Raw genomic sequence first — 22,143 nt, 5'->3', positions numbered from 1 at the left:
TCGGCCTCCGGCCGACGCGGTGGTGGTCAGGTCAGGAGTGTCCGGCTTGGCGGGGTGGCGTCCGGCCCGGGGCGGGCGTGCCGTCTCGCTGACTGAGATAATGGCTCTATGTTCACTGGGGTGTGCGTTTTTGATGTGCTGTTGCCGCCCGATTCTCGTTCTTTGAAGGCGAAGCGTTCGTACGTGCGACCGGTGGTCGCGGCGTTGCGCAAGCTGGAGGTTTCGGTCGCCGAGGTGGGCGCTACCGACCTGCATGGCCGGACCGAGATCGGGGTTGCGGTGGTGTCCGGTGAGGCGACCCAAGTCCGGGACGTGATCGACGCCTGCGAGCGGATGGTGGCGGCCCGACCGGAGTTGCAGCTGCTGTCGGCGCGTCGGCGCTGGTACGGCGAAGACGACGAGTGATTCGACAGCAAAGGAAGCAAGGAAATGGTGGACACCGCGAGGGCGCGCAAGCTTTCGGTGCGGATCAAGGAAATCGTTGCCGACATGCTGCGTCGTGACGTTAAGGACCCGCGGCTGGGGATGGTGACGGTGACCGATGTGAAGATCACCGGCGACCTGCGCGAGGCCACCGTCTATTACACGGTCCTGGGTGACGCGACCCAGCTGCAGGAGTCCGGCATGGCGCTGGAGTCCGCGACCGGTGTGCTGCGCAGCGCGGTGGGCCGCCAGACCGGCGTCCGCTACACGCCGACGCTGACCTTCGTGGCCGATGTGATCCCCGAGGGCGCCAGGCAGATGGAGGAGTTGCTGGAGAAGGCGCGCGAGTCCGACGCGGCCGTACGGGCCAACGCGGCTGGCGCCACCTATGCCGGCGATGCCGACCCGTACAAGCATGACGACGAGGACGACGAGTAGGCAGTGCCCACGTACGCGCTTCTGATCGCCCCGTCGGCGAACCGGGTTTACGCCGACGCGTCGGTGGCATTGTTGACCAGTGAGCTGGCCGTTTTCAATCACACGATTTTGGGCGGCCGCCTCGCTGACATCGCTGAGCGGACCATCGCCGGCGTAAGATACGTGGGTTTCCACGCCGACGCACTGTCCGATGAGGACATCGCGGCGCTGGCCAATCTTTCCGCACTGTACGTGCTTTTCGAGGTGCGAGAGGACCTTCTGCGTCCTCTCGAGGCAACTGGGCTGGATCGGTTTTCCAGCGATTTGGTGAGCATTCCCAAGTACGCTGGCAAGACGAACGAGCAATTTACCAAACTGCTGCTCAATGTCACCGCCGTCTCCACCGACGTGCCGGCCGCATTCCTGACCACCCGGCTGCGAGTGCTGGACCCGATGTGCGGGCGCGGCACCACGCTGAACCAGGCGATGACCTACGGCTTCGACGCCACCGGAGTGGACATTGACGGCAAGGATTTCGACGCGTACTCGGCTTTTATCCGAACGTGGTTGAAAACCAAGCGACACAAGCACACCGCCGAGGTGGTGCCGCTGCGCCGCAACCGGGTCCGGCTGGGTCGCCGGCTCGATGTCACGGTCGCTGGGACGGCGCAGGCGTACAAAGCCGGTGATGTCCAGCGGATCAGTTTTCTGAACGCGGACACGTTGCACAGCGCCGAAATCTTCAAGCCAGCGGCTTTCGATGTGGTGGTGACCGACCTTCCGTACGGCGTCCAGCACGGCAGCCGCCAGCACACCTCGCTGTCCCGCAGCCCGCTCAAGCTGCTCGCCGAGGCGGTCGGCCGGTGGGCTCGGCTGGTACGCCCCGGCGGCGCGCTCGGGCTGTCCTGGAACACCTTCGGCGGGAGCCGGGACCAGGTCGCTGAGATCCTGGCCGGCGCCGGCTTCGAGCCGCTGACAGATCCCTGCTATGCCGGCTTCGCGCATCGCGTCGACCAGGCGATCACCCGCGACCTGATGGTGGCCCGCCGGTCCTGACCGATCCGGCCCTCGTAAGTAATTGACGACTTTACTTTTGCCAACGTTAGAAACCGTCCACACCGGGTAAATCGGTCGGTCGTATTCTTTAGCGGTACAGGACCGTAAATCCGACAAAGCGCGTCGGGCGGTGCCCGGATTTCCGTCGTTGTTTTTCGGAAAATTTCGAAAAGCTGTTCACTGGCGACGATATTGGGGTTAGGCTCCTGCGCCATAGCCAAGATAATCGCGTACTCGCATAGTGCGACCGTCGCGCCCAGAAATCGATTGTTAGCTAGCAAACGCCGGGAGCAAGTGGCGTCTCGCCGAGGTGAGGGTGTTTCAGTTGGCAACCAGGACGTGTGATTGTCGGGTCGTGAGATGGAATTAGCGCAGATGTTTGCCGTGGTGTGCAACGATGAAATGCAGTATTCGATCTGGTTGGAAGGTCGCCCGGTGCCAGCCGGGTGGCATCTGGAGGGCACCCGCGGCGACCGCGACGAATGCCTCGCGCATATCGAAAAAGTCTGGACCGATATGCGGCCGGCCAGTCTCCGGCGGGCCAGCGAGGCCGTCCATGACTGACTCGTTGAGCATCGAAAACGTGGAACTATCGGCGCCGCTGCCGGCTTTCGACCCGTCTCTCGTCGAAATCGTTACCGATCCGTATCCGGCGTACGCCCGATATCGCGAACAGGATCCGGTTCACTGGGGCGTTTCCGCGCTGGCCGGCTATCCGGGCGCCTGGTATGTGTTCCGGCACGCCGACACCTCGGCCGTGCTCAAGGACGAGCGGTTCGGCAAGGCTCGCCGGGCCGCCGCTGCCTCTGACGAGGCCACCACTGTCAAGCCGTCCATTCCGGACGCGGCCAAGCCGTATTTCGCGATGGCCCGGACCTGGATCGCCCATCGGGATCCGCCGGACCACACCCGGCTGCGGGATCTGCTCCGGCCGCATTTCGCGGCCGGGGCGGTGCAGCGGCTGCGGCCGGTCGTCCTCGGGATCGCCGACCAGCTGATCGACCGGTTCGAGGGAGGCCGGTCGGACGTGGTCGCCGATTACGCCGCGGTGCTGCCATTCCATGTGGTGGCGGGACTGCTCGGTGTGCCCGAGGACGACTGGCCGCGGTTGGTCGACTGGTCGATCCCGATGCGCAACGTCGGCGTGCTGACCACTGAGCAGACCTGGCGACTGGCCAGCGAGGCGGTCACCGACTTCGCCGGCTACCTGGGCGAGCTGGTCCAGCGGCGCCGGGCCGAGCCGGCCGACGACCTGCTGAGCAGCCTGATCACCGCCCGGGAGGGCGGCGAGTTCGTGGATGACGACGAGCTGGTGGCGAACGCGCTGTTCCTGGTCTTCGCCTCGGCCGGTCTCTACACCACCACCGCGCTGGTCTCTACCGGGGCGAATCTGCTGCTCACGCACCCCGACCAGCGGGCCGCACTGGCCGGCGACCCGGCGCTGATCGGCTCCGCGGTGCACGAGTTCCTCCGGCTCGAGCCGCCGCTGCAGATGACGAACCGGACGGCGGCTGCCCACGTACGGCTCGGTGACCGCGAGATCCACCCGGGGGACTCGGTGATCACCATCCTCGCCTCGGCGAACCGCGACCCGCAGGTGTACGCGGACCCGGACCGGCTCGACATCGCCCGTCGCCGCCAGCCGCACCTGACCTTCAGCGCCGGCATCCACACCTGTTTCGGTGGCCCGATGGCCGCGCTGGAAGGCGAGGTGGCGATTGGCCGGCTGCTGGAGCGGCTGCCCGGCCTCGCGCCGGCCGGACTCGCCGAGTGGAACCTGACCGGCTCCCTCCGGCTGCTGCGCACCCTTCCCGTCACGTACTGAAGGAAATCTCGCTGATGGACCTCCCGCTGCTCGACCACGTCTTCGTGACCGTGGACAGTGACACCTACCAGCAAGCGCGCGATTCGGCGTTCCTGCACGACGACTATGCGCGTTTCATGGTCAAGCAGGCGCGCAGCAACCTCAGCGGCGCGTACGGCAGCGTCTGCATGGCCGGCGACAACACCCTTTTCGAGTTCTTCGACGCGGCCGTCCCACCGTTGCCCGGCATCAGCGGCGGGGTGGTGCTGTCGTACGAGCGTCCGGGCGCGCTGGACGAGGTGCATCAGCGGCTGCTCGATCGCGGTGCGACTTCGATCGAGGAACGCAGCGTCGAGCGGACCGTCGAGGGTGACGTGACCCTGCCCTGGTATCGCTTGCTGCGCCCCGATTTGGGGGAGGGCACACCGGTCACGCTGATGGTGGTCCAGGTGGCGCCGGAATATTACGAGCATCTCGGCGCGGTCGCCGCGCCGGACGGCCGGCGCAGTCGCAGCGGCTACCTGGATGCGGTTCTTGGCGCTGGTACGTCGGAAAAGGCGTTGAAGGACATCGTTGGGGTGACCGTACGAGTGCGCGCCGACCGGGCCAAACGGCTGGCGGCCACCCTGGAGGCGATCGGGTTTTCCTGCACTGGCGAGGAAAACGTGCTGGCCGGGCCGGACGTGACGATCACGTTGGTGGTTGACGAGACCGCGCCGGAGGGCGTGGTGGCGATGCGGAACAGCTTGCGGGTGCCCTGGGAGCACGGCACCCAGCGGTTCGGCGCCGGCTGTGCGCTGGACGCCGACGGCTGGGCCTTCACCCCCTACCGATGGGCGGAATGACGCCGATGTCGCAGGGGGGCGTACGGCCGGATGCGCTGGGTCTGACGGTTCTTTCCCTGTTGGGAAAAGAAAACCCCGCGGCAATTGCGGTCGAGTCGGAGGCCGGCCGACTGACGTACGAGCAGTTGGACCTCCGGGTGAACCGGCTGGCTCGGTATTTGCGGGGCCTGGGGGCAGGGCCGGAAACGTATGTGGCGATCATGCTGCCACGCTCGATTGACCTGGTGGTGGCGATTCTCGCGGTGCTGCGGGCCGGCGCCGCGTACGTGCCGATCGACCCGGAGTATCCGGCGGAGCGGATCCGCTTTGTGTTGGCGGACAGCGGTTCGCGTCTGCTCCTCACCGACCGGTCCCAGCCAAACCACGGTGACCTGACGACGGTCTTCGTGGATGATCTGGCCGTCGGCGCTCAGCCCGTGGACCCGCCGACTGTGCTCGTACGGCCGGAAAACGCCGCCTACGTGATTTACACGTCAGGTTCGACCGGCCAGCCCAAGGGCGTGGTGGTCTCGCATGCCGCGATCGCCGGACATTTGCGCTGGATGCAGGAGACTTTCCGGCTCACCGCCGATGATCGGGTGCTACAGAAGACATCGGCGAGTTTTGACGTGTCAGTGTGGGAATTCCTCTGGCCGCTGACCGTTGGCGCTGGCCTGGTGCTGGCCCGCCCAGGTGGGCATCGAGAGCCGCGCTACCTCGCTGACCTGATCAGCTCGCACGGCATCACGACCGTGCATTTCGTGCCTTCGATGTTGCGGGCATTCCTGGAGGAGCCGGCCGCTCGCCGATGTACGGGGTTACGCCGGATCCTGTGCAGCGGTGAGGCACTGCCGGCGTCGCTCGCCGCGACCTGCGCCCGCATTCTGCCCGCATCACCGCACAATCTCTACGGCCCGACCGAAGCGGCCATTGACGTCACGTGGTGGCCATACGAGCCGGATGCCGCCGAAATCCCGATTGGCCGCCCGGTGTGGAACACCCAGGCGTATGTGCTCGACGAGGACCTTTCGCCGCTGCCGGTCGGGGAGACCGGCGAGCTTTTCCTTGCTGGTGACCAACTCGCTCGCGGCTACCACGGCCGTCCCGGACTCACCGCCGAGAAGTTCCGGCCCAACCCGTTTACGCCTGGCGCACGGATGTATGCCACCGGCGATCTCGCGCAGTGGCGCCCGGACGGCACCTTGCGGTATGTCGGTCGTACGGACCAGCAGGTGAAGCTGCACGGTTTTCGGATTGAGCTGGGCGAAGTCGAGGCCGCGTTGGCCGCGCATCCGGCCGTCGGGGAGGCGGCCGTGCTGATGCGGGAGGACGAGCCCGGCCATCCGCGGCTGGTCGGCTACCTGGTGCCGTCCACTGTGGACGCTGACGCGGTTCGCCGGATGCTGCCGCTGGACACCGAAGATCGTACGATTGAGCTGCCTGGTGACGTGACCGCCTGGGTGGCCAACAGGTCCGAGGCCGAGTTCATGGCCGAGGAGATCTTCGGCGACCAGGTCTACCTGCGTGGCGGGATCCAGCTGCCGGACCGGGCGTGCGTTTTCGATGTGGGTGCGAACGTTGGCCTGTTCTCGCTCTTTGTAGCGCAGAAATCCGCCGACGCACAGGTCTTCGCCTTCGAGCCGATGCCACCGCTGCAGAAACTGCTGCGGCGCAATCTGCGGATCCATGGCGTCGACGCGCAGGTCCTGCCGTACGCGCTGGGAGCCCAGCCGGGCACCGCGGCTTTCTCGTACTATCCGCACGCGACCGTGCTGTCCGGCCGGTACGCCGACGCGGCCGCCGAGACCGCGGTCGTCCGGTCGCTGTTTTCCCGCCAGCTGGGCGAAACCGGTGCGGTCGTCGACGAGCTGCTGGCCGAGCGGCTGCGCACCGAGTCGTACGACTGCGAGGTCCGGACGCTCAGTGACGTGATCGTTGAGCAGGGCATCGAGCACATCGACCTGCTGAAAATCGACGTGGAGAAGAGCGAGGCCGAGGTGCTCGCGGGCCTGCGTGATGAGCATTACGCGATGATTGACCAGCTTGTCGTGGAAGTGCATGACGACGATGGCCGGCTGGCGCAAATCACCAAGCTGCTGGAAAGTCACGGTTATCGGACCACCGCCGAGCGTGACCCGCAGCTGGCCGGCACCGATCTTTACAACGTCTACGCCACCAGGCTCCAGCCGCTTCCGGAACGTACGGCCAGCAAGGGAAAAGGCTGGCACAGCCCGACGAAGCTGCTCGCGGACGTGAAGGAGTCGTTGGAGCGGACGCTGCCCGCGTACGAGGTGCCGACGGCCTGGCTGCTGCTTGACCGGCTTCCGTTGGCTGCCAACGGAAAACTCGACCGGGCCGGGCTGCCGGCGCCGCTCCGGGAGACCGCGTACGAGCCGCCGCGGACCGATACCGAGCGCACCCTGTGCGACCTCTGGTCGCAGGTCCTGGGAGTGCAAAAGGTGGGGATCGCGGATGATTTCTTCGACCTCGGTGGGAACTCGCTGGCAGTCGCCCGGCTGATTTCCCGGGTACGGGCCGCTTTTGGGGTCGAGCTGGCGGCGCGCGCGGTTTTCCGCGCCAGTACGGTCGAAAACCTCGCGAGAGAGGTCGAGTCCGCGGGCGCGCCGGCGTTGCCGCCGCTGCTCGCGACGGACCGCAGCGGCCTGCTGCCGCTGTCGTTGCCGCAGCAGCGAGTGTGGTTCCTGGAGCAGTTGGTGCCCGGCAACCTGGCGTACAACGCCCAGATAACCCTGCGGTTGAAGGGCAATCTGGACGTGGACGCGTTGCGGGCGACGCTCACCGAGATCGTCCGGCGGCACGAGATTTTCCGGACCGTCTTTCGTGCGGTGGATGGGGTTGGTACGGCTGAGGTCCGCCCGCCGATGCCGGTCGACTTGCCGGTGGTGGACTGTGCCGACCCGGCTGACGAGCTGATTTCCGCGCAGGTGCGGCAGTCTTTCGACCTGGCCCAGCCGCCGCTGGCGCGCTGGACGCTGCTGCGGCACGGCCCGACAGACCACACGCTGGTCCAGGTCGAGCACCACTTCGTCCACGACGGGTGGTCGCTGGCTCAGCTGCTCACCGAGCTGACCTGCATTTATCCGGCGTTCGTGGGAGGCGAGCCGAGCCCGCTGCCGGCGCCGACGCGGCAGTACGGTGACTTCACCCGCTGGCAGCGCGACTGGATGCGCGGCGAGGTTTTGGACCGCCACCTGGATTTCTGGGCCGATCAGCTGGCCGGCGCGCCGGCCGCGCTGGACCTGCCGACCGACCGGCCGCGGCCGGCCCGGCAGAGTTTTCGCGGTGACGCCGTACAAACGCAGGTGCCGACGGACCTCGTCGAGCGCCTGCACCGGTTCGCCCGTGACCACCGAGTGACGCTCTTCAGCGCGATGTTGGCCGGGTTTTCCGCGTTGCTCCAGCGATACACGAACCAGCACGACCTGGTGGTGGGGACTGGGGTAGCCAATCGCCGGCTCGCCGAAACCGAGAACCTGCTCGGGATGGTGGTGAACACGCTGCCGCTGCGGTTGGATCTCGCTGGCCAGCCGGGGTTGACCGAGTTGGCCGGTCGGGTGCAGGAGACGACGATGGCCGCGGACGCCTGGCAGGACGTGCCGCTGGACCGGCTGGTGGACCGGCTCGATGTTCGCCGCGACCCATCCCGGAACCCGCTTTTCGGGGTGATGTTCAGCTTTCATGACTCGCGGATCCCGGACCTGGCCTTCGGTGGACTGGACGGCCGGCTCACGTACCGGCACAACGGCTCGGCCAAGACGGACCTGAACGTGGTCGCGATTCCCGCTGGCGCCAACGAGATCACCCTGATCTGGGAATACGCGACCGATCTTTTCGATGCCGAGACGGCACAGCGGATGGTCGCGCACTACTTCGCGTTGCTCGACGCGGCGCTGGCCGACCCCGACCAGCCGGTGGACCGGCTGCCGATGCTGCCCGAGACCGAGCTGCGGCGAGTTTTGGCGGCGGCCCAAGGAAAAGAAGAGCCCTACCCGGCGGATGCCACGCTTGCGGAAATGTTCGAGCGGCAGGTGGTGGCCCGGCCGGACGCGGTCGCGCTGTGCCATCGCGATGTCGAGCTCACGTACGCGCAATTGGACGTACGAGCCAACGCGGTGGCCGCCCAGTTGCGAAAAGCCGGCGTCGGCCGGGACATTGCGGTCGGGATTCTGCTGCCGCCAGGTGTCGACCTGGTGGTCGGACTGCTCGGCGCGCTCAAGGCCGGCGGTGCGTACGTGCCGATCAACCCACAGCTGCCTGACGAGCGCATTCGCTGGATGCTGGCGGACTCCGGTGCCCGCGCGGTGGTCACCTGGCCAGCACTTGCCAGCAGCATCCAGGGCCTTCCGGTTGTCTTCCCTGACGCCAAAAACGCCGAATCGGTTGCTCGGGAATCAGGGCCACGCAGCCTCGCGTACGTGATCTACACATCCGGCTCGACCGGTCGGCCGAAGGGCGTGATGGTCGAACACCGCTCGGTGCTGCGGCTGGTTTTCGGCCAGGACTACCTGAATTTCGGTCCGGCGCAACGGATTACCCAGGCGCTGGAGCCGTCTTTCGACGCTAGTACGTTCGAATTCTGGGCACCGCTGCTGCACGGCGGCACGCTCTGTGTCATCGACCCGGAAGTGGTGCAGAGCCCGGTCGAGTTCGCCGCCGAGATCCGCCGGCTGAGGGTCACCACGACCCTGCTGACGACCACGCTGTTCAACGAGGTCGTGACCATGATCCCGGACGCGTTCGCCGGGCTGGACGCGGTGTTGTTCGGCGGGGAGGCGGCCAGCCCGCAGCGGCTCCGGGCGTTGCTAGCCGGCGGATCGGCGCCCGGCCGGCTGGTCAACTACTTCGGTCCGACCGAGGCCACGACCTGCACGAACGCCGGTCGCGTCGATGCTGTCCCGGCCGCTGCGCAGACCGTGCCAATCGGTCCGCCAATCGCGAACACCAGCACGTACGTGCTCGACGTCGCCGGCCGTCCGGTCGGCATCGGGATGCCGGGGGAGCTTTATGTCGGCGGTCCCGGGGTGGCGCGCGGGTACGTGGGGCGGCCCGGCCTGACCGCTCAGCGGTTCGTCCCCGATCCGTACGGACCGCCCGGCAGTCGCCTCTATCAGACCGGTGACCTGGTCCGATGGCGGCCGGACGGTGAGCTGGAGTTCCTCGGCCGGGTGGACGAGCAGGTGAAGATCCGCGGCTTCCGGGTCGAGCCGGGCGAGGTGGCGGCGGTGCTGACCGAGCATCCCCAGGTCGCCGACGCGACCGTCGTGGTCACCGGCGAGGGGATCGACAAGCGGCTGGTCGGGTACGTGGTGCCGCTCGCTGCGGAGCTGACGGCCGCGGACCTTCGCGACCACTTGGTGGACCGGCTGCCGGCCTACCTCGTACCTGCGGCGATCGTACTTGTGGACGCGTTGCCGTTGACCACACACGGCAAGGTCGACAAGGCCGCGCTGCGGCCAGCCGCACGGGCCGAAACCGAGGTGCTGACTCGGCCGCGGACCGACACCGAGCGCAAGGTGGCCGAGTTGTGCGCCGCACTGCTGGGGGTGGCGGCGGTCGGGGTGCTGTCCGACTTCTACGCGGCCGGTGGTCATTCGCTGCTGGCCAGCCGGCTGGTGGCGCAGGTCAACGAGGCCTTCGGCGTACGAGTGCGGCTCGCCGAGTTCCTGCTCCGGCCACGGCTCGCCGACCTCGCCGCCGCGGTCGATGCCGCCACTGCCGATGCCGCTGCCGACACGGCCGCCCTCGACAAAGCCATCGACGCGGGCCCGGTGAGGACGTACCAGCGCGAGCTCACCGACCTGCTGGCGAACCTCGACGACCTTTCCGACGACGAGATCGAGGCGCTGCTGAGCGAGCCCGAGACCGGAGGATCGCGGTGACCGACCTGAACCGCCGGGAGCTGCTCGCGCAGCGGCTGCGGGCTCGGCTCGCCGAGCCCACCCACCCGCTCTCGTACCCGCAGCAGCGGCTCTGGTTCCTCGACCAGCTGGCGCCGGCCGCGGCCGTCTACAACGTGCCGCTGGACTATCGGATCGACGGGCCGTTGGACGTACGACTGTTGGCTGACGCGCTCACCGCCGTGGTCGCCCGGCACGAGGTCCTAAGGACCGTTTATCGGGCTCGCGACGGCGTGCCGGAGCAGGTCGTACGGCCGGCCGACGCCGTGACCATCCCGGTCATGGACCTGACCAACGACCCGGATTCGGCGGACCGGCTCGCGGCTGCCGAGGCGGCTCGGCCCTTCGACCTCGCGACCGGACCGGTGCTGCGTGCGACGCTGCTGCGGCTGGCACCGGACCGGCACCGATTTTTGTTGACTGTCCACCACATCGCTTGCGATGGCCCATCCCTGCAGAGACTCGCCGCTGAGGTCAGTGCGCACTGTGCTGGTGTCGAGCCGCCAGAACTGGCCCTGCAGTACGGCGATTTTGCCCGCTGGCAGGCCAATGCACGGGTCCCAGAGGGGTCCGTCGACTACTGGCGGAAGCGGTTGGACGGCGTCGCGGACCTGCCGGCTATGCCGACCGACAAGTCCCGGCCGCCGGTCGCGAGCTATCGCGGCGCGGCGCTGTCGTTTTCGTTGCCAGCAGCGGCGATCGAGGCCGTCGAGGCGTTGGCGCGCCGGACCGCAAGCACCCGTTTCACCGTGCTGCTGGCCGCTTTCGGGGCATTGGTGGGGCGCTACACCGGCGGTTCGGAGGTCGTCGTCGGAGCACCGGTGGCGCAGCGGGACCGGGTCGAATGGGAACCGCTGATCGGCTTCTTCGCGAACACCGTGGTGCTGCGGCTGGCTGCCGCCGGCGGGACTTTCGCTGATCTCGTACGGAAAACCGGCGAGACGGTACGGTTGGGCCTGGCCCACGCGGACGTACCGTTCGAGGTGCTGGTCGAGCGCCTGCACCCGGGCCGTGACCTGGCCCGAAACCCGCTTTTCGGGGTGCTTTTCAGCGACCGCGCGGACGACTCGACGGGGTGGACATTGCCCGGCTGCCAGGTGCGGGCGGCCGCCGGCGACTCCGGTACGGCCAAAGTCGACCTGAGTCTGAGTGTGTCCGGACGGACCGGGCGGCTGGAATACAGCTCGGATCTGTTCGAGCCGGAAACCGTGCGGCGGCTGGCCGATCAGTACGTGACGTTGCTGACCGCGGCGATGGCGAATCCGGACCTGCCCATGGACGAGCTGCCGGTCCTACCGGCGACCGAGGAGGCGGCCCTGCTGGCGCTCGGCGCCGGGACCGCGGTCGAGGTGGGCGAGCCGCTGCACCGGCAGATCGCTCGGCAGGCGGCTCGGACACCGGATCGTACGGCCGTGACCTCCGGCGGGCGGACGCTCACTTATGGGCAGCTCGATGAAGCCGCTTCAGGACTGGCCGGCCGGCTGACCGCGCTCGGCGCCGGCCCCGGCACAGTGGTGGGCATCCTGCTGGACCGCTCGGTCGACCTGCCGGTGGCGCTGCTCGGCGTCCTCAAGGCCGGTGCCGCGTACTTGCCGCTGGACCCCGCCTTTCCGGCCGAGCGGCTGGCCCTGATTGCCGTCGACGCGGCCGTTCCGCTGGTCGTCAGCGGCGGTCGGCTGCTGCATCGGGCCGCGCACCTGGCAAAAGTGGTCGATGTTGGCGACCAGGGCGGCGAGCCGGTGCCGGTCGCGGGCGAGCTGGACGACACCGCGTACCTGATCTACACGTCCGGCTCGACCGGCAAGCCCAAGGGCGTGATGGTCAGCCACCGCAACCTGGCCACCTTCGCGGCCGGCGTTGACGACCTGCTCGGCGACGAGTCGGGGACCTGGCTGGCGGTCACCAGCATGTCCTTCGACATCTCCGTGTTGGAGTTGCTGTGGACGCTGGCCCGCGGATACGAGGTGGTCGTACGAGCGACCGAACCGACCCGCGGCCGGCGGTCACCGGTCCGGCCGGTCGACTTCAGCCTGTTCTATTTCGGCAATGTCGCGGACGGTGCGAGCGGCGACCCCGACCCGTACAAGCTGCTCAAAGAGGGCGCCCGGTTCGCTGACCAGCATGGTTTCGCGGCGGTCTGGACGCCGGAGCGACACTTTCACCGGTTCGGTGGGCTCTATCCGAATCCGTCGGTGATCGGTGGGTTGCTGGCCGGCATCACCGACCGGATCGCGATCCGGGCCGGCAGTGTCGTCCTGCCGTTGCACGACCCGCTGCGGGTTGCCGAGGAATGGGCGCTGGTGGACAACCTGTCCGGCGGCCGGGTCGGTGTCTCCTTCGCCTCGGGCTGGCATCCACGCGACTTCGCGCTTGCTCCTGACGCGTACGACCAGCGCAAACAAGCGATGCTGGACGGCATCGACGAGGTCCGTCGGCTGTGGCGCGGCGAGACCGTACGGCGGGTGGGCGGCGACGGCACCGAGGTCGAGCTGGGCACCTTCCCGCGGCCGGTGAGCCCGGAGTTGCCGGTGTGGCTGACCAGCGCGCGGCACCCGGACACCTTCCGGGCCGCCGGGGAGGTGGGCGCCGGGCTGCTCACGCACCTGCTCGGCCACGATATCGAGGAGCTGGCCAGCAAGATCGCGCTCTACCGCAAAGCCTGGGCGGACGCCGGCCATCCAGGCGAAGGCCGGGTCGCGGTGATGGTCCATACGTACGTTGGGCCGTCTGCTCATAAGGCCCGCCAACCGCTCGCCGACTACCTGAAGACGTCCTGGGACCTGCTCGCCGGGCTAGCCGATATGCGGGGCGACCAGCTGCGGTCGTTGCCGCCGGACGAGCTGGACGCGCTGGTCGATCGCGCGGTCGGCCGGTTCGCCGAGACCGCCGCGCTGATCGGTACGCCCGAGCAGGCCGCCGACACGGTCGCGCGGCTGGCCGATATCGGCGTCGACGAGGTGGCTTGCCTGATCGACTTCGGCGTCGGCGCTGACGACGTACTCGCTGGCCTCGACCACCTCGCCGAGGTGCCCGCGCTGGTCGCCCAGCGGGCCGAGGAACCGCTCGCTGACCAGCTACGACGGCACCACGTCACGCACCTGCAGTGCACGCCGACGCTGGCCCGGATGCTCGCCGCCGACCCGGAAACCGCCGCCGCGCTGCGGCCGTTGCGTCGGCTGCTGGTCGGCGGCGAGGCGCTGCCGGCTGACCTCGCCGCTGAGCTGGGCGCCGCGGTCGACGGGACCGTCCACAACATGTACGGCCCGACCGAGGCGACGATTTGGGCGACCACCGGCGACGGCCACCGGATCGGGCGGCCGCTGGCGGGTGCGTACGCGTATGTCGTCGATTCGGCGCTTCGGCTCGTACCGACCGGGGTGCCTGGCGAACTGCTGCTGGGCGGCGACTACGTGGCCGCCGGCTACCGCGACCGGCCGGCGCTGTCCGCTGGCCGGTTCGTCCCCGACCCGTACTCCGGCGTCCCGGGCGCGCGTCTCTACCGGACCGGCGACCTGGTCCGCTGGCGCGGCGCCGAGCTGGAGTTTCTCGGCCGGCTGGACGATCAGGTGAAGCTGCAGGGCTATCGGATCGAACTTGCCGAGGTCGAGGCCGTGCTGCGGCTGCGCGCGGAAATCGCCGACTGCGCGGTCGGTGTCCGCGGCGAGCAACTGGTCGCCTGGTACGAGGGCGGGCCGGTCGAGGACGCCGTGTTGCGTTCTCATGTGGCCGCGCTGCTGCCTGGCGGGATGGTGCCGTCCAGGTATGTGCCGGTCGAGCGGTTGCCTCGTACGCCGAATGGAAAACTCGATCGTCGTGCCCTGGCCGTGCCGAGCGTTTCGTTGCCAGCGTTCGCAAGTGCTGACCCGGAAGGCGACCTTGAACGGCTGATCGCTGGCGTGTGGCAGGAGGTTGTCGGCGTCCAGAAGGTCGGCGTCACCGACAACTTCTTCGATATTGGCGGAAATTCGCTGCTCGCGGTGCGGGTACGGGCGCATTTGGTGGAGCGGCACGGGCTCGCGGTGTCGCTGGTCGACCTTTTCCGCTATCCGACGATAAGAACCCTCGCCGCCGCGAATCCCGAGTCGACGCCGATGGTCGCGGACCGGGCGGCGCAGCGGTTGGCTGGTACCAGCCGGGTGGGCGCGGTTCGCGCGGCCGCTCGCCGCGCTGGGGGCAGTCGATGACCGCGGACGACGCACTGGAGCCGATCGCGATTGTCGGAATGGCCGGCCGGTTTCCGGGCGCGGCCACGGTCGGCGAGTTCTGGGCGAACCAGCGGGACGGTGTCGAGTCGCTGACCCGGTACGAGCCGGCCGAGTTGCTGGCCGCCGGTGTCGACCCGCGGTCGGTGGCGGACCCAGATTTCGTGCCGGTCAGCGGTGGCATCGCCGGCGCGGACCTGTTCGACGCCGAGTTTTTCGGCTTCAGCCCGAGCGAAGCCGCGTTGCTCGATCCGCAGCACCGGCTCTTTCTCGAGTGTGCCTGGGAAGCGCTTGAGGACGCCGGCCACGACCCGGACCGGTTCGCTGGGGCCATCGGCGTCTATGCCGGCTCTTTCATGAACAAATACCTGCCGCTGAACCTTTACACCAATGAGCGGTTCATGAATTCCAGCGCGGTCTACTTTGCCCGCAACTACAACGACAAGGATTTCCTGGCCGGCCGGGCCGCGTATCTTTTCAATTTGAGCGGGCCAGCGGTGACGGTCCAGACCGCCTGCTCGACCTCGTTGGTCGCCACCCATCTCGCCTGCCAGGCCTTGCTGAATTTCGACTGCGACGCGGCTTTGGTCGGTGGGGTCGCGGTGAATGTGCCGCTGAAAAGCGGATATCCGAAGGTCGACGGCGGGCTGTTGGCCCCCGACGGGCACTGCCGGCCGTTCGACGCGAGGGCTGGCGGGACCGTGCCAGGCTTCGGGTCCGCCGTCGTCATGTTGCGTCGGCTGTCCGACGCGGTCGCTGATCGAGACGATATTCGCGCGGTCATTCGGGGCACCGCGGTGAACAACGACGGCTCCGACAAGGTCAGTTTCACCGCTCCGAGCGTGAAGGCTCAGGCGCAGGTGATCGCCACCGCGCAGGCCGTCGCCGGGGTCGATGCCGACACGATCGGATATCTGGAGGCGCACGGCACCGCTACCCCAATGGGCGACCCGATCGAGGTGGCCGCGCTGACCGAAGCATTCCGGGTGTCCACCGCCAAGACCGGTTTTTGTGCGTTGGGCTCGGTCAAGGCGAACATCGGTCACCTGGACGCGGCTGCCGGCGCGGCCGGGCTGTTACGGGCAACCCTTGCTTTGCAACACAAAACGCTGCCGCCGCTGCGCAACTTCCAAGCGCCGAATCCGCAGTGCAAGCTGGAGGATTCGCCTTTCTATGTGCCGACCACGGCGACTGCCTGGGCGGCCGGAAACTCACCACGGCGGGCCGGGGTGAGTTCTTTTGGCGTGGGCGGGACGAATGCGCACGTCGTGCTGGAGGAGGCGCCGACGCTCGTACGCTCGCCGGCCGCTGCTCGGCGGTGGCAGTTGCTGCCGCTTTCCGCTCGTACGCAGCCGGCCCTGTCCGCTGCCGCTGGGTTGCTTTCCGCGCGGCTGACCGACGACGTCGAGCTGGCTGATGTGGCGTACACGCTGCAGGAAGGCCGTCGGCGGTTCGACCGGCGGACCTACGTGGTCGCCGGGCATCCCAGTGAGGCGGCGCAAACTCTGCTGGTCGCCGGCCGCGGCCGGACGGTGCCGGCGGACCGCGGCCGGGTCGTCTTCAGTTTTCCCGGTGGTGGCAGCCAACATCCGGACATGGCGCTGGAGATTTACCAGCACGAGCCGGTTTTCGCGGCTGAGGTCGATCGGTGTGCCGAGATCCTGCGCCCACTTCTGCGCCTGGACTTGCGTGGATTCCTTTTCCCGTCGGTGTTTGCGGCCGTTGACCGGGACCATCCAACGGTCGTCCTGGCCGGGATTTTCGCCATCGAGTACGCGCTGGCGCGGCTCTGGATGTCGTGGGGCGTGGAGCCGTCCGCGCTGCTCGGGCACAGCCTCGGCGAGTACGCGGCAGCCTGTCTTGCCGGCGTTTTCCAGCTTCCCGACGCACTCGACCTGACCGTCCGGCGCGGCGAGTTGTTCGCTCAGATGCCGGCCGGCCGGATGCTGTCGGTCGCGCTGGGGGAGTCCGATATCCGGCCGCTGCTGGGTGATCGACTGTCGATCGCCGCGCTGAACGCGCCAGAGCTGACGCTGGTTTCCGGGCCGCGTACCGATATCGAGGCGTTGGCCGCTCGACTGGCCACCGATGACGTGGAATGCCGGCTCGTACACATTGAGGTGGCCAGCCATTCCTGGATGGTCGAACCGTACTTACCGGACTTCCAAGCGGCGGTGGGAAAGTATCAGCTCAGTCCGCCAGATCGACCGGTGTTGTCCGGGGTGACTGGCCGCTGGCTGACCGCCGCCGAGGCCACCGATCCGGGGTACTGGGCCCGGCATCTGCGCCAACCGGTCCGGTTTGCCGACTGTGTAAGGGAAGCGACCGCGACACCGGGCGCGGTGCTGCTGGAGGTGGGGCCGGGACACACCCTCACTTCGTTGGTTGGTGCGCAGCGCCTCGCGCCGCCGCCGCTCGCGATTGCGTCACTGCCGCACCCGAGAGAACCGCAGCCGGACCTGAAATTCCTGCTCGGTGCGCTCGGCCGGCTCTGGCAGGCCGGTGTTGAGCCGGATTGGGACGCCGTGCACGGTGACGCCCGGCCGCATCGGCTGCCGTTGCCGACCTATCCGTTTCAGCGCCGGCGGCATTGGATCTCTCCCGGCAAGGTGGAGCTGTCGGCTCCTGCGGAGGAGGAGATTTCTTCGGAGCCGGACGACGACGGCTTCGAGCCGGCGGTCGGCGCGTACGAGAGCGCGGTGGCCGGGCTCTGGCAGGAGTTGCTGGGCCTGCCGCGGATCGACCGGTTCGATGACTTCGCCGCGCTCGGCGGACATTCCCTGCTGGCCGCGCAATTCGTCAAGCGGCTCAGCGCGGACCATGATTTTTCGGTGAACGTACGGGAAGTCTTCGCGCATCCGACGGTCGCCGAGCTGGGCGGCCTGCTGGCTCGTCGTGCTGACGGCGTGGTGGTGGAGCGAGCCACGGTCGACCTGGAGGCGGAAGCGATCCTGGATCCGGATATCCAGCCGACGGCCACCGGTCGTACCGGCCCGCTGCAGGCGGTGTTGCTGACCGGCGCTACCGGATTTCTTGGCGCATTCCTTTGCGCGGAGTTGCTCGCACAGACCGATGCGGTGGTGCACTGTCTCGTACGCGCGGCCGATCCCGAGGCCGGCCGGGACCGGATCCTGGCTCGAATGGCCGAATCCGGGCTGCCTGGGGACGCGGACCGGATCGTCGCGGTGCCCGGCGACCTGGCCGCGCCACGGCTCGGACTGTCCACAACGGAGTTCGAGGCGTTGGCCCACCGGATCGATGCTGTCTACCACTGCGGTGCGTGGGTGAACTTCGTCCGGCCGTACCCGGCGCTGAAGCCGGCGAATGTCGGCGGCACCAAGGAAATCCTCCGGTTGGCCGCGAAATCCGGCATCCCGGTGCATCACGTGTCGACGCTCGCGGTGCTGGCTGGCGGGATTGTCGGTGGTGCCGATCGGCTGCCGGAGGACGGCGAACTGCCGCCGCCGGTGGGGCACGACACCGCCTACAGCGAAAGCAAGTGGGTAGCCGAAAAATTGGTACACCTGGCCGCTGCTCGCGGACTGCCGGTGTCGGTCTATCGGCCCGGGGTGGTGCTGGGGGACAGTCGCACTGGAGTGTCCAATGTGGACGACTACATGACCGCGATGGTGACCGGCTGCGTACGGCTCGGCCTCGCGCCGCTGCGGCACTATCCGCAGTCCGTAGCAACCGTGGACGATGTTGCCCGAGTGATCGTCGCGCTTTCGTTGCACACTCCGGCGAACGGCCGGGTGTTCCATCCGCTCGACCCGCGGCCACTGCCGTGGAACGAGCTTTTCGAGCACGTACGGGCGGCTGGCTATCGGGTCCAGAGCGTCCCTTTCGACCAGTGGCGGGATGCTTTGGCGCGGCGGTTGGAAGCCGGCGACAGCAATGCGCTGGAACCGCTTGCCGACAACCTCTCGGCAGCTACCGGCGACCGGCGAATGCCGGTATTCGGTACCGAGAACGTCACCGCGGGTGTGCCAGCCGGGCTTGCCCGGCCGGCGCTGGATGCCGGCTATTTCCGCACTGTCCTGCAGTATTTCGCCCGCTGCGGCTGGCTGCCGCCGGCGCCGAGAGGATCGGAAGCACCAGATGACCACTGAGACCACAGCCGGCCAGAGCCCAGCGCCGGCACCGGTCGAGACGAAACGCTTCAGCGTTTTCGTGACCATCTGGGCCGGTCAGTTCGTGTCATTGATCGGATCCGAACTGACCGCTTACGCGCTGGGCGTTTGGGCGTACCAACGCACCGGGTCGGCGACCGCCTTTACCCTGATCATGGTTTTCGCGCAGCTGCCCATCGTCCTGCTGGCGCCCATTGCCGGTGCGTACGTGGACCGCTGGGATCGTCGGCGTACGTTGATCGGCGCGAACGCACTGGCCGCGGCGGCCGTCGGGACGTTGGCCGTGCTGGTGGCCACCGGACATTTCCAGCTGTGGTTCATCTATCCGACCATCGGCCTGGTAGCGGTCGCCAATGCCCTGCACTGGCCCGCTTTCGCTACTGTCCCGCGGCTGACCGTCCCCAAAGCACACCTCGCCCGCGCCGCCGGAATGGTCGAGTTGTCCAGTGCGATAGCCAAAACCATCGCACCCTCGTTGGCCACCCTGTTGGTCGGGATTTTCATGCTGACCGGCGTGTTGGTGAGCGACCTCTCGTCCTTCCTGATCGCGATCGCCGCATTGTTGCTCGTACGCATCCCGCGCCCGGCCAGTGCGGGTCGCAAGTCCACCTCGATTGGTGCCGACATCCGGGAAGGCTGGCGCTATTTGGTGGCCCGTCCCGGGCTGGTCCGGCTGCTGATGTTCTTCCTGGTCAACAACCTTTTCGTGGTCTTTCCGCTGGTGCTCGCGGTGCCGCTGGTGGCATCCTTCGCCAAGGGCGCGGTGTTGGCCGCGATCATGTCCGCCAGCGCCGCCGGCCTGATCGCCGGCGGGGTCGTGATGAGCGTGTGGGGCGGGCCGAAAATCAAGGTCTACGGCGTCATTGGCGCCGGCGCGACTCTCGGCCTTTCGTCCGTGCTCGCGGGCCTGCGACCCGAACCAGTCCTGGTCGCGGTGGCTCTCTTCTGTTTTTCTTTCGCCGTACCGGTGTTGAACGGTTGCAGCCAGGCTATCTGGCAAGTGAAGGTGGCCCCGGCCGTACAAGGCCGGATTTTCGCACTACGGCGTACGGTCGCCACCGCCACCGCACCGGTCGGATTCCTCGCCGCCGGGCCGTTGGCCGACTTCGTCTTTGAGCCGCTGATGAAATCCGGCGGCGGTTTGTCGGGTTCGATTGGCCAGCTGCTCGGAGTGGGGCACGGACGCGGCATCGGTTTGGAATTCGTAATCTTCGGGATCGCGTGCGTGGTCGTCGCGATATGGGGGATTTCCTCTCGACCGCTGACCCGGCTGGAAAGCGAACTCCCCGACGAAACCGGCTCCTGAGTGCGGATCCGGCTACGAATCCGCAAGATTCGTTGTTGATCTTGGTTAGTTTGCCTACCCAAACCAGACATTTCAGACCGATGTCCGTTTTGAGTAGGCCAACTAACCAAGATCAACAACTATCGTCCCGAAAATGGGACGGGCTCGCCGCAGGAGTCACACCCGTCCCAGCTGTCACGGGTCGAGGGTCGAGTGCGGTACAAAGGTCCCGCCGCCCTTGACCTTGACCTTCGCTCTTGATCTTCGCCGTTGACCTTCGCCCGTCGACGACGAGCGCGCCGCAGGAGCGCCCTGGACTTCCGCCGTCGACACTCGCCGGCAGCGGCTGTGGTTGACTGCGAGTTGTGGCGAAGCAGCAAAAACCGATCCGGCCCGGTGGGCTCGTGGTGGTCGACAAGCCTGGTGGCATGACCTCGCATGACGTGGTCTCGCGGATGCGCCGGCTGGCTGGTACGCGCCGGGTGGGGCACGCGGGCACGTTGGATCCGATGGCGACCGGGGTGCTGGTGATCGGGGTCGAGCGGGCCACCCGGTTGCTCGGCTACGTGACGGCGACCCAGAAGGCGTACGACGCGACCGTCCGGCTCGGCGAGAGCACGATCACCGATGACGCCGAGGGTGAGACGGTGCAGACCGCCGACGCGGGCGGAATTTCGCTGGCGGCGGTCAAAACCGCGATCGACGCGTTGACCGGTGACATTGAGCAGGTGCCGTCAGCGGTCAGTGCCATCAAAATCAACGGCCAGCGGTCGTACGCGCGAGTGCGGGCCGGCGAGCAGGTCGAGCTGGCGGCCCGGCCGGTGACGATTTTTTCCTTCGAGGTCAACGAATTCCGCCAGATCGACAGATGGCTCGACCTGGCCGTGTCGGTCCGATGTACGTCGGGGACGTACATTCGTGCCCTCGCTCGTGATCTGGGTGTGGCACTGGGCGTCGGCGGCCACCTCACCGCCCTTCGTCGTACGGCTGTCGGCTCGTTCACTGTCGATCAGGCCGTGCCGCTGGCGGATTTGCAGGCCAGCGGCGAAGATCCGGTGTCCATTCCGCTCTCGGCAGCGGCGGCGGCGACCTTCGTCCGCCGGGACGTGGACGAGGAAGAGGCCGGAAGGCTCGTACACGGCGGCACGCTGGTGCCCTCCGAAAGCGCGACCAGTCCGGTCGCGGTTTTTGGGCCGGATGGATCTTTCCTTGCCCTGGTGGAAAACCGCGAGGGGCGGGCCCGGCCCATCGCCGTTTTCACCTGATAGGGCGGGCCCGCCGAGCCGAACGGTCACCCCAACGGGCAAGCGGAATATCCCGGCATCGGGTTGTATGAAGGAATGCGGGATCACCTTCAGGCTGGAGCCGGCCGAACACCCGGCGGCACCGCGCCCATCCGTGACCAGTCGCCGCGACCGCGGCTGCTGGACCTGCAGCGGACCGCCGGAAACGCGGCAGTCGTCGCCGCGCTCGGCCTCGGTCGTACGGAGCCGGCTGGCAAGCCTGCCGTCCAGCGGGCCGCGAGCGACACCCTGTCCGGCTGGAAACAGGATGCGCAGCCGGCTGACCAGTACGAGATGACGATCAAGACGATGAACCGCGCGGTGGCCTTGGCCGGCCTTGAGGTGCCGGACCTGGTGGGGCATGCCTGGATCACGCTTCGCCAGCTGTCCCAGCACTCGACGGATGCGAAGCCGCCGGGCGCGCCCATCTCGATCGGGTTCTGGCCGGAATCCATGAGCGGCCTCGACACGGTTTTGGACGCCTTCTACAACGACGGCAAGGTGGCGTCGCCGGACCCGCACGAAGGCGACGAGGATCATGCCGAGACGACGACCATCGACCACAAGCAGTTCCTTGCGGTGACCGGCGTCGTCCAGGCGTACGAGTCGCTGGGCTACAGCATGGCGATGAACAACTGCGCCACCTTCGCTCGCCGGGCCTGGAATGCCGGGACCGGACGGCTCGACCTTTTGGACCAAGCGAAGGAAATACGCTGGATCCCGCTCACCTTGGCCACCCAGATCGCCGAGGACAACAAGAAGAAGGGCCGCGACGCCGTGGGGCACCAGAACTAACCAGTA

General features: G+C 67.8%; 12 protein-coding genes. All 12 read left to right on the top strand.

The window, feature by feature from the left end:
• Positions 1-108 precede the first annotated feature (108 nt).
• The 12 genes from ABD301_RS16645 (at position 109) to ABD301_RS16590 (ending at position 22,137) form a co-directional block, all read left to right on the top strand.
• A complete protein-coding gene (locus ABD301_RS16645; protein WP_344311203.1) occupies positions 109-405 on the top strand; it encodes a DUF503 domain-containing protein in 297 nt (98 codons plus the stop codon).
• 24 nt (positions 406-429) lie between these two features.
• Entirely contained in the window at positions 430-861 is a 432-nt protein-coding gene (gene rbfA / locus ABD301_RS16640; RefSeq protein WP_344311202.1) for a 30S ribosome-binding factor RbfA, read from the top strand.
• 3 nt (positions 862-864) lie between these two features.
• Positions 865-1,896 carry a TRM11 family SAM-dependent methyltransferase gene (locus ABD301_RS16635; RefSeq protein ID WP_344311201.1) on the top strand — a complete coding sequence of 344 codons (1,032 nt, stop codon included), beginning with the start codon at positions 865-867 and terminating at the stop codon, positions 1,894-1,896.
• Between the two features lie 360 nt (positions 1,897-2,256).
• Positions 2,257-2,460 (top strand): MbtH family NRPS accessory protein, encoded by a 204-nt coding sequence (locus tag ABD301_RS16630; RefSeq protein ID WP_163572843.1) that lies wholly within the window; start codon positions 2,257-2,259, stop codon positions 2,458-2,460.
• Positions 2,453-3,721, top strand: a complete 1,269-nt coding sequence (locus tag ABD301_RS16625) for a cytochrome P450 (RefSeq protein ID WP_344311200.1) — start codon at positions 2,453-2,455, stop codon at positions 3,719-3,721. The genes ABD301_RS16630 and ABD301_RS16625 overlap by 8 nt, the downstream gene beginning before the upstream one ends.
• A 14-nt stretch (positions 3,722-3,735) precedes the next feature.
• Positions 3,736-4,545: a DUF5829 family protein gene (locus ABD301_RS16620; protein WP_344311199.1), complete on the top strand. Its 810-nt coding sequence runs from the start codon at positions 3,736-3,738 to the stop codon at positions 4,543-4,545.
• A gap of 5 nt (positions 4,546-4,550) precedes the next feature.
• Complete coding sequence (locus tag ABD301_RS16615) at positions 4,551-10,424, top strand: amino acid adenylation domain-containing protein (protein ID WP_344311198.1); 5,874 nt, start codon at positions 4,551-4,553, stop codon at positions 10,422-10,424.
• Positions 10,421-14,626 carry a MupA/Atu3671 family FMN-dependent luciferase-like monooxygenase gene (locus tag ABD301_RS16610; protein WP_344311197.1) on the top strand — a complete coding sequence of 1,402 codons (4,206 nt, stop codon included), beginning with the start codon at positions 10,421-10,423 and terminating at the stop codon, positions 14,624-14,626. The genes ABD301_RS16615 and ABD301_RS16610 overlap by 4 nt, the downstream gene beginning before the upstream one ends.
• Positions 14,623-18,753: a type I polyketide synthase gene (locus tag ABD301_RS16605; protein WP_163572856.1), complete on the top strand. Its 4,131-nt coding sequence runs from the start codon at positions 14,623-14,625 to the stop codon at positions 18,751-18,753. The genes ABD301_RS16610 and ABD301_RS16605 overlap by 4 nt, the downstream gene beginning before the upstream one ends.
• Positions 18,743-20,080 carry an MFS transporter gene (locus ABD301_RS16600; protein WP_344311196.1) on the top strand — a complete coding sequence of 446 codons (1,338 nt, stop codon included), beginning with the start codon at positions 18,743-18,745 and terminating at the stop codon, positions 20,078-20,080. The genes ABD301_RS16605 and ABD301_RS16600 overlap by 11 nt, the downstream gene beginning before the upstream one ends.
• A gap of 344 nt (positions 20,081-20,424) precedes the next feature.
• Positions 20,425-21,324 carry a tRNA pseudouridine(55) synthase TruB gene (truB, locus tag ABD301_RS16595; protein ID WP_344311195.1) on the top strand — a complete coding sequence of 300 codons (900 nt, stop codon included), beginning with the start codon at positions 20,425-20,427 and terminating at the stop codon, positions 21,322-21,324.
• A gap of 75 nt (positions 21,325-21,399) precedes the next feature.
• Positions 21,400-22,137: a hypothetical protein gene (locus tag ABD301_RS16590; RefSeq protein WP_344311194.1), complete on the top strand. Its 738-nt coding sequence runs from the start codon at positions 21,400-21,402 to the stop codon at positions 22,135-22,137.
• Positions 22,138-22,143: the final 6 nt, after the last annotated feature.

It is taken from the genome of Fodinicola feengrottensis (genome assembly GCF_039530045.1).
GTDB classification, from domain to species: Bacteria; Actinomycetota; Actinomycetes; order Mycobacteriales; family HKI-0501; genus Fodinicola; species Fodinicola feengrottensis.
The sequence above is the reverse complement of the archived record's forward strand: the minus strand, read 5'-3'. Positions and strand labels throughout refer to the sequence as shown.

Bases quoted from the DNA above. Each gene is read 5' to 3' on its own strand.
- ABD301_RS16620 (WP_344311199.1), top strand. From the start codon at position 3,736: ATGGACCTCCCGCTGCTCGACCACGTCTTCGTGACCGTGGACAGTGAC.
- ABD301_RS16605 (WP_163572856.1), top strand. From the start codon at position 14,623: ATGACCGCGGACGACGCACTGGAGCCGATCGCGATTGTCGGAATGGCC.
- rbfA (WP_344311202.1), top strand. From the start codon at position 430: ATGGTGGACACCGCGAGGGCGCGCAAGCTTTCGGTGCGGATCAAGGAA.
- ABD301_RS16645 (WP_344311203.1), top strand. From the start codon at position 109: ATGTTCACTGGGGTGTGCGTTTTTGATGTGCTGTTGCCGCCCGATTCT.
- ABD301_RS16630 (WP_163572843.1), top strand. From the start codon at position 2,257: ATGGAATTAGCGCAGATGTTTGCCGTGGTGTGCAACGATGAAATGCAG.
- ABD301_RS16615 (WP_344311198.1), top strand. From the start codon at position 4,551: ATGTCGCAGGGGGGCGTACGGCCGGATGCGCTGGGTCTGACGGTTCTT.
- ABD301_RS16600 (WP_344311196.1), top strand. From the start codon at position 18,743: ATGACCACTGAGACCACAGCCGGCCAGAGCCCAGCGCCGGCACCGGTC.
- ABD301_RS16590 (WP_344311194.1), top strand. From the start codon at position 21,400: ATGCGGGATCACCTTCAGGCTGGAGCCGGCCGAACACCCGGCGGCACC.
- ABD301_RS16625 (WP_344311200.1), top strand. From the start codon at position 2,453: ATGACTGACTCGTTGAGCATCGAAAACGTGGAACTATCGGCGCCGCTG.